This is a genomic window from Propionicicella superfundia DSM 22317 (genome assembly GCF_000423465.1).
Classification (GTDB): domain Bacteria; phylum Actinomycetota; class Actinomycetes; order Propionibacteriales; family Propionibacteriaceae; genus Propionicicella; species Propionicicella superfundia.
On record NZ_KE384021.1, the window covers coordinates 585,165 to 598,929 of the forward strand.

Genomic DNA, 13,765 nt, shown 5'->3' on the forward strand with positions numbered 1-13,765 from the left:
TGCCAGACCAGCCCGTCGAACGCTCCCCAACTGCCGGAAACTCGCCGGAAACCGGCAGTTACGGAGCGCTCGGCGCGAGGGACGTTCGGCATCGGGTCAGCCCGCAGCCGCGTCCTTCGCCGATCTGCTGCGCCGGAACACGAGCCGGTCGGGTGTGGAGACGTCCTCGGCGTAGGCGTACCCGCCCAGGTCGAAGCCGGGCAGGCCCGCGACATCGGTGAGACGCTCCGTCACGATGTAGCGAGCCATCAGCCCTCGGGCCCGCTTGGCGAAGAAGCTGACGATTCTGTACCCGCCCGACGGGCCCTCGTCGGTGAAGACGCATTCCACGATGCGCCGGCCGAGCGTCCGCGGGTCGACCGCCCCGAAGTACTCCTGCGAGGCGAGATCGACCACGGCGTCGGTCCGGTCGAGACCCCGCCGGAGGTCGGCGGTGACGGTGTCGCGCCAGAACTCGTACAGGTTCGACCCGCGCGAGGTGACCAGGGGCGTCCCCATCTCCAGGCGGTACGGCTGGATGCCGTCCAGGGGTTGCAGGACGCCGTAGAGGCCGCTGAGGATGCGGATGCTGCCCTGGGCGAACTCGAGGTCGGACGGCGACAGCGACCAGGCGTCCAGGCCCTGGTAGACGTCGCCGGCGAACGTGGCGACGGCCGGCCGGACGTCGGATGCGCCGGGGCGCGCGCGGAACGCGGCGTAGCGCGTGGCGTTGAGGGCGGCCAGTTCGTCGCTGATGTGCATGAGCGCGCCCAGGTCGGCCGGGGACCTCGTCCGCAGGATCTTCACCAGTTCCCAGGCGCGGGCCGCGTGGCGTGGCCGCGTGACCGGGACCGGGGGGAGGGCCGACGTGAGGTCGAGGCTCTTGGCAGGTGAGAGGACGACGCGCATCAGGCCTCCCGGGCGGGCCGGGCGGGGGCCGGCTGCGACTGGAGGACGACGACGGACCACTCCGCGGCGAGGTACGTCCCGACGACCTCGGCGCCGGTGCCCTCGTCCCAGAAGTTGGAGTTCCATTCGTGCCCGTGACTGGTGTCCACCAGCGTGCGCCACACCGTGCCGTCCGAGGCGTCGGGGACGGTGAAGTCCAGCGGCCGGTCCCACATGTTCACCAGCACGAGGAATCCGCCCCCCGGGAAGTCGATGTGGACCTCGAGCGCGCGGTCGCCCTCGCTCGGCGCGCCGTCCTGCGTCACGGTGCTGTACAGGTAGGACGTGTCCTGGTTGCCCGGGGCCAGGTCGCCCCACGACACGGACTGGAGTTCGGGGTGCCGTGTCCGCAGGTGCATCAGGAACACCGCCAGCCGGAAGTTCGGATTCACGTCGGGATCGGTCTCGGCGACGCCGAGGTTGTTGTGGTAGCGCAGTTCCGGGTCGTCGGGGCTCAGGACCTCCCGGGACGGCGCGTTGCTGACGGCCTGCCGGTAGTTGTTCCACATGCCGATCGTGTTGAGGGACCAGACGTTGTTGTTGCCGTTCTGCGAGCGGCCGTACTCGTCACCCGACAGGAGCATCGGGACGCCGCGGGCGAGCAGGAGCAGGGTGAGGAAGTTGCGGATCCGCTGCCGGCGCAGCCGGTGGTCACCGCCGGAGTCCCACGACAGGTTCTCGTCGGTGCCGCCGTCCGTCGGGCCCCACGGCCAGGGCTGGTCGTTGAGCTTCGTCGTATAGCTGACGAGGTCGGTGAGCGTGAAGCCGTCGTGTGCGGTGACGAAGTTCACCGACCGGTGGGGCCCTCCCTGGTCGTTGAACGCCTCGTAGTCGGCGTTGAACTGCGCCATGAACGCGTTGGTGTTGCCGTCCCCCTTGAGGAACCGGCGGAGCGCGTCCCGGAAGCGGCCGTTCCACTCGCCCCACCCGAACGGGAAGTTGCCGACCTCGTACCCCCACAGGTCCCACGCCTCGGCGATGACCTCCAGGTTCTTCGCGTGGGCGTAGGCGGAGATCTCCTTCAGCAGCGGGTGATCGGGGTGGAACCGTTTCTGCGCCTCCCAGTCCTCGCGGTCGGCCGCGTCGGGCAGTCGTCCCAGGACCGTCGCGAGGTCGAAGCGGAAGCCGTCGACGCCCATCTCCTCGGTCCAGTAGCGCAGGGAGTCCATCACGAGGCGTCTCGTCGCCGGGGACGACTGGTTGAGCTGATTCGCCGTGCCTGTCGCGCCGTCGATGAGGGAGAACTCGTTGGTCATCGAGTAGTACTCGGCCGTCGCGAAACCGCCGAGCGAGACGAATCCCGTCGTGCACACGTCCCCGTTCCACACGCCGCCCTCGGCGGTGTGGTTGTACACGACGTCGAGGTACACCTCGAGGCCTGCGTCGTGGAAGGCGTTCACCATCTCCTTGAACTCGCGCGTCGGCCCGCCGGGGGACTGGTCGGAGGCGTACTGCCGGTTCGGTGCGAAGAAGCCCAGCGTCTGGTAGCCCCAGTGGTTGGACTTGCCGGGACGCCCGCTCTCGGAGTTGTTCGTCTGGTGGATCGGGAGGAACTCGATCGTGTTCACGCCCAGGCCTTTGAGGTAAGGGGCCATCAGGCCGGCCGCCCGGTAGGTTCCGCGCAGCGGCGGCGGGATGTTCACGACGTCGTCGAACCCGGGCTCCCCGGCGAGAAGCGTCGTGAGCTGGGACGCCGCGGGGTGCTGGGTGAGGTTGTGGACGTGTGCTTCGTAGATGATCGACTGCTCGGGTGGCAGCTTGGGTTTGGGGCCGAGTTCGGTGTCGTCGAGGATCACGATGCCCTTGGGTGCCCAGTGCCCGGTGTCGACGTTGCGGCGCACCTCGCCGAGGTAGTCGCCGTGACCCGTGCCGAAGATGCCGTCGCTCTGCCCGTGCACCGTCAGGATGTCGGAGTAGATGTTGTGCGTGACCTCGCGGGCATAGGGGTCGAACAGCACCTTGTTGGGGTTGAACCGGTTGCCGTGTGCGTCGAGGTCGGCCAGGAAGCCGGCGGCCGAGTTGCCGCGGGACCAGGCCGGATCGACCGGCCAGTTCTCACCCCAGCAGCGGAACCCGTAGAGGGTTCCGTGTTCCACGCCGGCGAACAGGCCCCTCCACACGCCGTCGTCCGCGTGTGCGAGGTCGAACGAGGCGACGGCGTCCGCCCCCCAGGGTTCGGCGTAGAACTCGATCATCACGCGGGTGGCCGCCGGAGCATGGACGGCGAAGCTGATGCCGTCGGGCTGACTCCGCGGGCCCAGCGACCATGTCGCTGTCGCCCAGTCGGCCTCGGCGGTGGCACAGGGAACGGGATCTTGAGCCATATCGGACATCTTTTCCGAGTCGCGGGGCGTGGGCAACCTCCGGGACGGACCGCTCGTGCCGGTTGAATGGTGCCCGTGGAGGAACTGCTGACCTGGACCGAGGGGCGTCTCGGACGTCTTCGCCTGAACCGCCCGCGCGCCATCAACTCGTTGACCCGAGCGATGATCGATCGGATGGACGCGACGCTCACCGCGTGGGAGACCGATGCCGAGGTGGTCGCGGTGCTTCTCGACGGGGCGGGGGAGCGGGGGCTGTGTTCCGGGGCGGATGTGCGGGCGTTGCGGGAGGGCTTCTTGTCGGGCGACCCGGCGGCAGCCGAGTTCCTGCCCACCGAGTTCGCCCTGAACGCGCGCGTCGCGACGTACCCGAAGCCGTATGTGGCGTGGATGGACGGCGTGGTGATGGGCGGCGGTCTGGGTGTCAGCACCCACGGTTCGTTGCGGCTGGCGACTCCGCGCGCGACCATGGCGATGCCGGAGACGATCATCGGGTTCTTCCCCGACGTCGGCGTCACCTACCAGTTGGGGCATGCCCCCGGCGAACTCGGCACGCACCTGGCGCTCACCGGGCTCGCGGTGACCGGTGCCGACGCCGTCCACCTCGGGCTGGCCGATGCACTGGTGGACCCCGCCGTCCTCGATGACCTCTGCTCGGGGCTGCGACAAGGTGCGGTGCCGTCCCCGGCGGAGATCGGCGACACCGCTCCGGACGCGCCGCTGGTCGCCGAGCGCGGGTGGATCGACGAGTGCTACGCCGCGACCGGAGCGTCGGACGCGACAGGCCTCCTGGACGAGGCGCGGCTGATCCTGCGCCGGCTGCGCGCTCATCCGAGCGACGCGGCACGCGAGACCGCCGCGGTGCTGGAGCAGCGGTCGCCCCTGTCGGTGGTGGTGGCGCTGGTCGCGGTGCGGCAGGCGCGGACGATGAGCGACGTTCCGGAGGTGCTCGCCCGCGACGGACGCATCGGCCCGCCGCTCATCGTGGGCCCCGACTTCATCGAGGGCGTGCGGGCGCAACTGGTCGACAAGGATCGCTCGCCCGTGTGGTCGCTGGCGTCGCTGGACGAGGTCACCCCCGCCCACGTGTCGGCCATCGTCGGGTGACGGCCTGCCCGCCTCCCCGTGGCAATCGGTTTGGCGACCAAAACGGGGTCCGCTAGAGTTGGCCGACGTCAGGTTTCCTGACATGGCAGGTTGCCCGAGTGGCCAAAGGGAGCGGTCTGTAAAACCGTCGGCACAGCCTACGTAGGTTCGAACCCTACACCTGCCACGCCCGAAAAGTGGCCCCTGACAAGCCTGAATGGCGAGTCAGGGGCCACTTCGATTCCGGTCCGGGCAACTCGGCCGCCGTCAGGTCGGATGGTGGCACCTGATGCGTATCGTCACCCCGACCACCGCGATAGAGCAGTGCATCGAGGACGGCACCCCCACCTACCTGCTGCGACAGGCCATCGAGCGTGGCGCCCGCACCGGGCGGTGCGCCACGATGACGTTGCACGTTCGACTGAAGCACTGGAGGCGCGCCGATGACCGATCACCCCGAGCAGCCGCGCACGCCGGCCGACCTGAAGCCCAGAGCCAAGGCGCCGGCGAGCGTGTCGGTGTTGACCCAATGGATCGGCCACGCGGTGTGAACAGGTCACGGCGGGGTGCTGCGCGGGCACGTTGGATGTGGGTCGCCGGCGGATCGAGGCTGGTCGGCTCGGACGGGGTCGAATATCACCGAGTCGGCCCTCTTGAGCGAGAAGAGGTCGAGCGGCTCCTGACCCTTGGCGAGCTGGACGCCGTTCACGTCGAGTGCGGTGCGGGTATCACGGAGTGGGTACAAGCCGCCGATGCTCGGCGCCTGTGGCTGGACATCGAGCGGGACTTCTGTGACGTCGAGGGATGGCGTCCACCGCCGGGCGCGCCCGGGACGCTGCCGTACGAGGCGCACCTCCGGAGGTCGGCGGACGGCCACCACGTCATCGTGTTCTCGAACGAATAGGCCGGCGCGGTGCGGCCGAGGATCGCAGCAGCTCCGTGCGTCTCTCGGGCGCGAGTTCGCGCGGCTCAGTCCTCGATCTGCGCCGAGCCTCGCTCCCGCAGAGCGTCGAGCCCGTCGAGCATGGCCCGGAGCTTCTCCGGTGAGTGGCCGACCCAGCCCAGCAGTTCCTCGACGACCCGCAGGGGCTCGCGACTGCGGTAGGACTGGGTCGGATTCCCGGGGAACCTCTTGTCGGTCACGTTGGGGTCGTCCTCGTAGGCGCCCGTCGGCTCCACGATGTAGATGCGCCCCCGGCCGTCACCGACCGCCAGCTCGGCTCCCCAGACCGCTGCGTCGAGCGTCGCGGTGAAGTATGCATAGTTCATCAGCCGGCCCTGCTCGTAGTTCGATTCGCGGCCGGGAACCAGCAACTCGCCACCGCCCAACTCCGCCTTCGTGCCGTGCAGGAACACGCCGGGCTCGTAGACCTCGAAGGGCACCGGTTCGCTCATGGCGCCCAACAGTAGCCTGCGCATCACCGTGCACGATGGACAGGGCGGCCGACCATCAATGTGGTCGAACGGGATCGGATCGGCGGACGCTCAGGATGACGGTGCCGAGCGCCATCCGGCCGCGTGGAGCTGCTCGACTCCATCGAGGATGAGATCGAGCGCGAACAGGAACTCGGCATCCTCATCGCAGCCGGCTCCGGCGTTGGGCGCGGTTGTCGCCATACGGACGATCGCGGGGTAGGACGCCGCGAAGTCGGACATGGCGCGCGATCTCTCGGCGGGGTCGGCGGGTGCCTGTGGCGTCGGCAGCACGTCGCGGGTGAAGCCCCACATCCGGGTGCTCAGCGCGTGCATCGCGTGGTGGACGAGGTCGGCGGAGAGTCCCCCGTCGAACATGGCCGTCATCAGCGAGTCCATATAGGCCAGAACCGTCGGGGTGGCGAGCGGTCGGGACTCGATCGCGTCACGCGCCCACGGGTGCGCGGCCAGCACGGCACGGGAGGAGAGCACGCGCGCCCGGACGGTTCGGCGCCAGGTTCCTGCCGTGTCTGACAGAGAGATCTCCGCCAGGAGCCGGTCGAGCATCTCGTCGACGAGCTGAGACCGGTTGGCGACGTGCTTGTACAGCGCCATCGGCGTCACCCCGAGGCGCTCCGCGACCCCGCGCATGCTCGTCGCGTCCAGCCCGCGCTCGTCGGCGAGCCCGATCGCCGCCTCGACGACGAGGGCGCGATCAAGACGGCGACGAGGGCCTGCGGTTGACACGTATACATCGTACACCTAGCATGGACGACAAGAGGCATACACCGTATACCAGATCGAAAGGACCAGGTTGTGAGCCACAGTCCCCGCCAACATGCGCGCGCCGCCGGCATCCTCTACCTCGTCACCCACGTCACATCCGTGCTCGCCGTGGTCGCGTACGGCGCCGGCGCGACGGCGGGCGGCGTGACGCTCGAGTTCGCGCTGGCGATCGGGTGCGTCGGAACCGGAGTGCTCCTGTGGCTCCTGCTGCGTGAGCACGGGGCGGCACGCGCCACGACGTTCGCCCTCCTTCGCGTCGCCGAGGCGTCCGTCATCATCGTCGGCACGATGCCGATGATCGCGACGATGTGGATGGGGCGATCGGCCGGATCCGTGGCGGAGCTGGCGACCCTCCTGCACACCGCATCGTTCCTCGTGGGGCAGGGACTCGTGATCAGCGTGAACACGATCGTCCTCGGCTGGCTGCTGTGGGACTCCCGCGCCGTGCCGAGGCCGCTCGCCCTGCTGGGCATGGCCGGCGGGGCGATCGTGCTGTCCAGCAACCTCGGGCAGCTCTGGTCCGTCGTCGCCGTCAACGGGCCGGTGGCGGGGGCGGCGGCGATCCCGGTCTTCGCCTTCGAGCTGTGGTTCGCGATCCACCTGATCGCATTCGGGCTGCGGCCGGGCGTCCCGGGACCGGCCAGGCCTCAGGTTGCCGGTCCCGCCTGAGCCGGCGGAGGCGCCGTCGGTGTCTGGGTGCCGGCGTCGTCCGCGGCCGCGGACACGACCGCGGCGAGGCGGGCGATCTGGTCCGGTCCGACCCGGCAGCACCCGCCGACCAGCCCTGCGCCGGCCGTGATCCACGAGCGGACCAGTTCGGCGTCGAACGCGGCCTCGCCCGACCAGGCGTGGGTGCTCGCGTCCCAGGCCTCGCCCGAGTTCGGGTACGCGACGCCCGGGACCAGCGCGACACTCACGGCATCGGCGATCGCCCCGCGCACCTGCCGCGGGTCGCAGCAGTTCACGCCCACCGCGATGATCTCGGCGACGTCGGCCGCCATCCGGAACGCCTCGCGCAGCGGTTCCCCCGTCCGCGTCCGGTCGCCGTCGGCGGTCAGGCTGAGCCAGGCCGGCATCCCCGTGCCGTCGACCTCGGCGAGCAGGGCCTCGACCTCGGCCAGGCCAGGGATCGTCTCCAGCGCGAGGACGTCGGCGCCGGCGTCCGCCAGGATCTCCAGTCTCGGCCGGTGCCAGTCCCGCAGTTGCGCCACCGTGAGCCCGTCGTCGCCGCGGTACTCCGAACCGTCGGCGAGCGCCGCCCCGTACGGCCCGACCGAGGCCGCCACCCAGCCGTCGGGCGCGACCTCGTCGCGGGCCGCGGCCGCCAGTCGGACGCTGTCGGTGAGGAGCCGGGTCGCCTCGGCGCGGTCGATCCCGGCCGCCGCGAAGCCGTCGAACGACGCCTGGTACGAAGCCGTCGTCGCGACCTCGGCCCCCGCCTCGTAATACTCCTTGTGCGCGTCACAGATGGCGCCGGGGGCGTCGCGCAGGAGGCGTGCCGACCAGAGATCGGTGGTCAGGTCGTGGCCGTGGCTCTCCAGCAGGGTGGCGAGCCCACCGTCGAGGACGACGGTGCGGCGGGCGATGGTCCGGGCCAGGGTGCTCACGTGTGAAGAGTAGAGCCGCCCGGCGGCGTCCGCGCTCGTCCCCTCGGTCTGCGCACCTCGCGCCGAGGCCGGTGCGGCGCCGGTACTTTGTTTCGCCAGCTAGTCGGTATTACCATGTAGGGGCGAGGATGGGGTGGCGCATGGACGACCGGACGACGCAACTGCGCAAGGGCGCGATGGACCTCGCCGTGCTCGCGCTGGTGCGCGGCGCCGAGCGTTACGGCGGCGAGATCGTCGAACTGCTCTCACGCCGTCCCGGTCTGGACGCGGGCGCGGGAACGGTCTACCCGGTGCTCGCGCGGCTGCGGAACGCCGGTCTGGTGCAGACGTCGTGGCGCGAGTCGCCCCACGGTCCGCCGCGCAAGTACTACCGGCTCACCGCCGCCGGCGAGCGCGCCTACATCGACCTCGCCCGCGCCTGGCGCCACCTTGCGGGAGCGATGGCCGCGCTGCTGGACGACACGACCGACCGGACAGAACCGGACGACTAGGAGATACGCATGTTCCGCACGTCTGACGAGGAGCCGTCGATGCCCGGTCCTCTCGCCGCCTACATGGCCGAGGTGGCGCGCCATCTCCCGCTGCGCGGCACTGCCCGCCGGGCCGCACTGCGCGACCTGGAGGAGGCGCTGCGCGAGGCGAGCGACGCGCTCGGTCCCGACGAGGCCGTCCGGAGCTTCGGGCACGCCGGCGAGACCGCGGCACGGCTGACGGACGAGCGCGGCGGCGAGGGCGGGCCACGCCTCCTCGGTGTTCCGCTGGGGCTTGATCCGCGGACGCTGCCGGCACGGCTGCGTGCCGTGATGGATCCGTCCGGGCCGTGGTTCGTTCCCCGTGTCGTGGGCGCCGGGTGGGACCTCAATGTCGGGCGGGTGCTGGGCGCACTCGGCCTCGTGCAGGCCGATGAACTGGACGAGGATGTCGCGGCGGCGATCCCGGTGTCGCGCTGGCGCCTGGCCGCGGTCGCGGGCGTGCTGCCCTTCGCGGTGACGCTCGTCGTGGCCGCCGAGGGTATCTCGCGCATGAGGCTCGCGCCCCTGCACTGGCCCGCGGTCGGCCCCGCCGACGAGTGGGGCTCCCCGCGGGCGGCCTTCGGGCGGACCATGGCACTCGGCGCGGTCGGGGCGGTCGCAGTCTCGGTCTCGCAGGCGTCGCGGCCCGCCCTGGCGACTCGCCTCGGGGCGCTGACGGCGGGCGTCGTGCTCGTGGATCTGGCCGCCGGAGTCACGGCGATGACCCGGTGGGCCGGGCGCCGCTCGGGAGCCTGGGTGCTCGGCGCCCTCGCCGCAGGCACGCTGCGGGCGGCTGTTCTCAGTGGAGCCCTCGCTCGCGCCGGGATTGACCGCGTCGTTCCGGCACCCGGCCCGGAGGCGTCCGATGGACGGTGATCTGTCGTCGCCGGCCTCACTGCCCACGTGGGCGCTGGTCGCGCTCGGCGTCTGGGTGGTGCTGGAGCTCGTCCTGTACGCCGTGGCGCTCGTCGTGCTGGCGCGGACGCCGCGCGAGCGGCTGTCGCTCCCGAAGTGGGCGTGGGCGGTGGTGATCCTCGCCGTCCAGGTGGTCGGTGCGATCGTGTTCCTGGCGGCCGGGCGCCGACCGGTGCCTGTCGCGGACGAGGCTCGTCGCGCCCTGCCGTCTCAACCGGCAGATCCTGGCATGGTCGGCCTCCTCTATGGTCCGTCGCCGGTGAGCGGCGACGCTTCGGCGGTCGAGATCGGCGGGCTCGTGCGCTCGTTCGGGGACGTCCGCGCCCTCGACGGCGTCGACCTCGCGGTGCCGGCCGGATCGGTGTACGGGTTCCTCGGGCCGAACGGGGCGGGCAAGACGACGACGCTGCGCATCCTGCTGGGCCTGCTGGCCGCGGACGTCGGCACCGTCCGCGTCCTCGGCGCCGAACCGGGGCAGGCGCGCCGGGAGGTCGGGTTCCTCCCCGACGTCCCGGGCTTCTACCCGTGGATGACCGCTCCCGAGTTCCTGCGCTTCGCCGGCTCGCTGTTCGGCCTGCCGTCCGACGTGGTCGACCAGCGCGTCCCCGCTCTGCTCGACCTCGCCGGGCTGGGCGGTGTCCGCACGCGGATCGGCGGGTACTCGCGTGGCATGCGGCAGCGCCTCGGGATCGCCCAAGCTCTCGTCAACGCGCCGTCCCTGCTGCTGCTCGACGAGCCGACGTCGGCGCTGGACCCGCTCGGGAGGAAGGACGTCCTCGACATGATCGAATCCCTTCGCGGCCGCACGACGGTCCTGTTCTCGACGCACATCCTGACCGACGCCGAACGCGTGTGCGACCGGGTGGCCGTCCTCGACCACGGCCGGGTCGCCGACGCCGGTACGGTCGCGGAGCTCATCGCGCGGCACGCCGACACGACCCGCCTGTCGCTGGTCGTCGACGGGGACGCGGCCGCGTTCGCCGCGGCGCTGCGGCGCGAGCCGTGGGTGGTCGCGGTCGAACAGTCGTTCGCCGACCCGGCGACGATGGAGTTCCGCGTCAGCGACCGGCCGGCGGCGCTGCGAGGCGTCCCGCGGCTGCTGGCGGCCACGGGTTCGGCGCTGGTCCGCTTCGACGGCAGCGAGGCCACGCTGGAGGACGCCTTCGTCCGCCTCGTCGCACCCGGCTCGGCCACGGCGGTGGCCTCGTGAGCGCGACGGGGATGCGGGCACTGCCGGCCGGGAGACGGCCGCTCGCAGGCTTCGGCCCGCTGCTCGGCAAGGAGCTCCGCGAGATCGTCCGCACCTGGCGGCTGTACGTCGTGCCGGGAGCAGTGGTGTTCTTCGCCCTGTCCGGGCCGGTCACCGCGCGGTTCCAGAAGGCACTCGTCGAGTCGGTCCTCGGATCGGCGGCGGGAGTCCCCGACCCGACGGCGCTCGACAGTTGGGCGCAGTGGGCGAAGAACCTGCAGCAGCTCGGCCTGATGGTGCTCATCGTGTCGCTGGCCGGCGTGGTGTCGGCCGAACGGCGGCAGGGAACGGCGCTGCTCGTGCTCACCAAGCCCGTGTCGCGGGCGGCGTTCGTGCTGGCGAAGGGTGCCGCCTCGTTCGGGCTGGTCGTCGTCGCCACAGTCGTGGGGGCGCTCCTCACCTGGGGCCTGACGGCGGCGCTGTTCGGCTCGGCCGATGTCGTGCCCCTGCTCCGGGCGACCGGGGTGTGGCTGGTCCTCGCGATGCTGTTCGTGGCTGTGATGATCGCGTTGTCGGCCGCGCTGGGCTCGACGGCGGCCGCGGCCGGGGTGGGCCTCGGCGTCCTCGTGGCGCTCTCGCTGCTGTCCCTGTGGGGGCCGGCTGCGCGGTACAGCCCCGCCGGGTTGCCCGGCCTCGTCGGCACGCTGGCGACAGGCGCCACCACCGCCGACGTGGCCTGGCCCCTCGTCACGGGCGGCTGCGCCGTCGCAGCATGCCTGGCGCTCGCCGTCCTCGCTGTGCGGCGGATGCCGCTCTAGCGACCGGAACCGTCCGGCCGCGATCTCGGGGCGGCACGAAACCGGGGTCTACTTCCAGCCCTTCTCGAACCCCATCGGGGACGACCCGAGTTTCGCCTTACCGACTGGTCGGCCGCGCCAAGACCTCCACCGTAGCGGGAGTCTGGCCGCTCTCGCACCCACCCCCGCACCGGCCGGGTGGACCCCACGTCCTCTAGGCTTTCGCCGTGACGACGCCTACGAACGATCAACCCGCGGGACTCCGGCTCCCCGCGTCCCTCGGCCTGACTCCCGACGTCGAGCAGGATCTGCGCGACGCGGCCTGGCGCCACATCCTGCGGGGTGACCCCGACCCCGACGGCTTCCTGGAGTTGTACGAGGAGGAGTTCCGCGACTGGCACGTGTCCGAGGAGAGCGGTCGGGCGGCGTTCGCCGCCGTCCTCGACGCCCGCCGCCAGCAGCAGTCCGCCTGGCCGGATGTACGGAGCGCCCTCACCGCGGCGTTCTCCGAACTCGGCTCCCTCGGGGTCGTGGCTCGCGAGAACTTCTCGTGCTGCGGCAACTGCGGCACGGATGAGATCTGGGGCGAGCGGGATGGAGCCGGGACTGCGCGGGGCTATGTCTTCTACCACATGCAGGATGCGGACCGCCTGATCGAGGATCGCCAGACGTACGTCAACTACGGCGTGTTCCTCGACGCATGGATGCCCGAGGACGAGTGGAATGCGCTGACCGACGCGCAGCAGGGTGAGACGTACGAGCGGCTCACCACCGCGCTCATGGTGGACGAGGTGTTCCCGGTGCTGGAGCGGCACGGTGTCGAGGTGATCTGGAACCGCGACCTGGGCACCCGCATCCTGCTCGGCGACGTCGACTACTACGCCGAGGTGTAGGGGTCCTCCGCGGCGCCGCAGCCTCAGCCCAGCAGTGCGGCGGCGGCGATGTCGAGCGTCGCGGCGAACATCGTCTCCCGCTGCCCGGCGCTCAGATCAGCCGCGCCGTGCCGGAGATGATCGCTCACCGTCAGCACGGTGAGCGCCTCGCCGCCCTCGCGCAGCGCGCAGGCGTACAGCCCGGCCGCCTCCATCTCGACCGCGAGGGTGCCGAGGGCGTCGAGCCCGGCGATGATGTCGGGCCGGTCGAGGTAGAAGTAGTCGGAGCTGTACACCGGGCCGACGTGCACGGGGGCGGTGCCGGCGCGGGCGGCGTCCACCGCAGCCCGGAGGAGGTCGAACGACGGGGTGAGCGACACCGTCACATCGGGCACCAGCAGGGACGCCACACGCGAGTTCGTGTGCGCCGCGGCGGCGATGATGACGTCGGAGACGGCGACAGCCTCGCTGATCGCCCCGCACGTGCCGACGCGGCAGATGCGGCGTACCCCGTAGTGGCGGTACAGCTCGGTGGCATAGATGGACATCGACGGCAGCCCCATGCCCGACGCCATCACACTCACCGGGACGCCCTGATGGGCCCCGGTGTACACGCCGATCCCGCGGACGTCGCTGACCAGTCGCGCGTCGTCGAGGAACGCCTCGGCGATGCGTGTGGCGCGGCGCGGATCGCCGGGCATGAGGACGAGCGGGGCGATCTCGCCGGGGGCGGCCGAGATGTGCGGTGTGGCCATCGGGACTCCTTGTCGTATGGCGGTCGGGACCAGTCTGGCGGCGCCCGGGGGCGTACGGTGCGAGGGCGCCCCGGGACGGTCCGCACGAGCCCGGCGTCCGATTGGCGTGCGGGCTCGCGCGTCCTGTATGTTTATACGCGCTGTCGGCCCCTATAGCTCAGTCGGCAGAGCGTCTCCATGGTAAGGAGAAGGTCTGCGGTTCGATTCCGCATGGGGGCTCTCGTTCGGGCGACGATCACCGCTCGTCATCGGCTCACGCCGGCGGCTCCGAACGCGGCGGGATAGCTCAGGCGGTAGAGCAAGCGGCTCATAATCGCTGTGTCGCGGGTTCGAGTCCCGCTCCCGCTACCGACCGCGGACAGGGACATTGGAGGAAGCATGGCCAAGAAGGCAGGCGACATCCGGCCGAAGATCACTTTGGCCTGCACCGTGTGCAAGGAACGCAACTACATCACCAAGAAGAACCGGCGCAACGACCCGGATCGGCTGGAGTTGAAGAAGTTCTGCGCACGTTGCCGCACGCACACGGCACACCGCGAGACTCGCTGAACGCCTGACCCACGTCGACAGGCCGTCCGTCGCGAC

14 protein-coding genes and 3 tRNA genes are annotated in these 13,765 nt (G+C 71.1%); 11 read left to right on the forward strand and 6 right to left on the reverse strand.

From position 1 onward, the window contains the following. Window positions 1-96: 96 nt before the first annotated feature. Both yaaA and G555_RS19865 read right to left on the reverse strand, forming a co-directional pair. Complete coding sequence (gene yaaA / locus G555_RS0112560) at window positions 97-888, reverse strand: peroxide stress protein YaaA (RefSeq protein ID WP_028709130.1); 792 nt, start codon at window positions 886-888, stop codon at window positions 97-99. After that, entirely contained in the window at window positions 888-3,251 is a 2,364-nt protein-coding gene (locus G555_RS19865) for an alpha-amylase family glycosyl hydrolase (RefSeq protein ID WP_156887550.1), read from the reverse strand. Before G555_RS19865 ends, yaaA begins: the two co-directional genes overlap by 1 nt. Window positions 3,252-3,326: 75 nt before the next feature. Between G555_RS19865 and G555_RS0112570 the strand changes: the two genes are divergently transcribed. Continuing rightward, the gene (locus G555_RS0112570; protein ID WP_211223248.1) at window positions 3,327-4,355 is read left to right on the forward strand and encodes a 3-hydroxyisobutyryl-CoA hydrolase; all 1,029 of its coding nucleotides are present in this window, start codon (window positions 3,327-3,329) and stop codon (window positions 4,353-4,355) included. Between the two features lie 84 nt (window positions 4,356-4,439). Further along, window positions 4,440-4,521 (forward strand) — tRNA-Tyr (locus G555_RS0112575). A 782-nt stretch (window positions 4,522-5,303) separates the two neighbouring features. Here G555_RS0112575 and arr read toward each other — a convergent pair. After that, window positions 5,304-5,729 carry an NAD(+)--rifampin ADP-ribosyltransferase gene (gene arr / locus G555_RS0112590; protein WP_028709133.1) on the reverse strand — a complete coding sequence of 142 codons (426 nt, stop codon included), beginning with the start codon at window positions 5,727-5,729 and terminating at the stop codon, window positions 5,304-5,306. Between the two features lie 90 nt (window positions 5,730-5,819). Next, on the reverse strand, window positions 5,820-6,494 hold the full coding sequence (locus G555_RS0112595; RefSeq protein ID WP_028709134.1) for a TetR/AcrR family transcriptional regulator C-terminal domain-containing protein: 675 nt from the start codon (window positions 6,492-6,494) through the stop codon (window positions 5,820-5,822). A gap of 69 nt (window positions 6,495-6,563) precedes the next feature. On the opposite strand from G555_RS0112595, the gene G555_RS19870 reads away from it, so the two are divergent. Continuing rightward, on the forward strand, window positions 6,564-7,202 hold the full coding sequence (locus G555_RS19870) for a DUF4386 domain-containing protein (protein WP_051209018.1): 639 nt from the start codon (window positions 6,564-6,566) through the stop codon (window positions 7,200-7,202). Here G555_RS19870 and mmuM read toward each other — a convergent pair. Beyond that, entirely contained in the window at window positions 7,181-8,140 is a 960-nt protein-coding gene (gene mmuM / locus G555_RS19875; RefSeq protein WP_051209021.1) for a homocysteine S-methyltransferase, read from the reverse strand. The genes G555_RS19870 and mmuM overlap by 22 nt on opposite strands. A 140-nt stretch (window positions 8,141-8,280) precedes the next feature. Here mmuM and G555_RS0112610 point away from each other — a divergent pair, with 140 nt between their 5' ends. The 5 genes from G555_RS0112610 to G555_RS19885 all read left to right on the forward strand — a co-directional run bounded on the left by G555_RS0112610 (window position 8,281) and on the right by G555_RS19885 (window position 12,446). Further along, complete coding sequence (locus tag G555_RS0112610) at window positions 8,281-8,631, forward strand: PadR family transcriptional regulator (protein WP_036922555.1); 351 nt, start codon at window positions 8,281-8,283, stop codon at window positions 8,629-8,631. A gap of 9 nt (window positions 8,632-8,640) precedes the next feature. Next, window positions 8,641-9,528 (forward strand): serine/threonine-protein kinase, encoded by an 888-nt coding sequence (locus tag G555_RS21350; protein ID WP_051209023.1) that lies wholly within the window; start codon window positions 8,641-8,643, stop codon window positions 9,526-9,528. Then, a complete protein-coding gene (locus tag G555_RS0112620) occupies window positions 9,518-10,777 on the forward strand; it encodes an ATP-binding cassette domain-containing protein (protein WP_084635234.1) in 1,260 nt (419 codons plus the stop codon). The genes G555_RS21350 and G555_RS0112620 overlap by 11 nt, the downstream gene beginning before the upstream one ends. Further along, window positions 10,774-11,574: an ABC transporter permease gene (locus G555_RS0112625; RefSeq protein ID WP_051209025.1), complete on the forward strand. Its 801-nt coding sequence runs from the start codon at window positions 10,774-10,776 to the stop codon at window positions 11,572-11,574. The genes G555_RS0112620 and G555_RS0112625 overlap by 4 nt, the downstream gene beginning before the upstream one ends. A 206-nt stretch (window positions 11,575-11,780) precedes the next feature. Next, the gene (locus G555_RS19885; protein WP_036922558.1) at window positions 11,781-12,446 is read left to right on the forward strand and encodes a DUF6891 domain-containing protein; all 666 of its coding nucleotides are present in this window, start codon (window positions 11,781-11,783) and stop codon (window positions 12,444-12,446) included. Window positions 12,447-12,469: 23 nt separating this feature from the next. Here the strand turns inward: G555_RS19885 and deoD are convergent, their stop codons facing one another. Next, window positions 12,470-13,180, reverse strand: coding sequence for a purine-nucleoside phosphorylase (deoD, locus tag G555_RS0112635; protein ID WP_028709138.1), 711 nt, complete (start codon window positions 13,178-13,180; stop codon window positions 12,470-12,472). Between the two features lie 146 nt (window positions 13,181-13,326). On the opposite strand from deoD, the gene G555_RS0112640 reads away from it, so the two are divergent. The 3 genes from G555_RS0112640 to rpmG all read left to right on the forward strand — a co-directional run bounded on the left by G555_RS0112640 (window position 13,327) and on the right by rpmG (window position 13,729). Then, window positions 13,327-13,399, forward strand: a tRNA-Thr gene (locus G555_RS0112640). Between the two features lie 56 nt (window positions 13,400-13,455). Further along, window positions 13,456-13,528, forward strand: a tRNA-Met gene (locus G555_RS0112645). A gap of 30 nt (window positions 13,529-13,558) precedes the next feature. Continuing rightward, window positions 13,559-13,729: a 50S ribosomal protein L33 gene (gene rpmG / locus G555_RS0112650; protein WP_028709139.1), complete on the forward strand. Its 171-nt coding sequence runs from the start codon at window positions 13,559-13,561 to the stop codon at window positions 13,727-13,729. The last annotated feature ends 36 nt before the right edge of the window (window positions 13,730-13,765 follow it).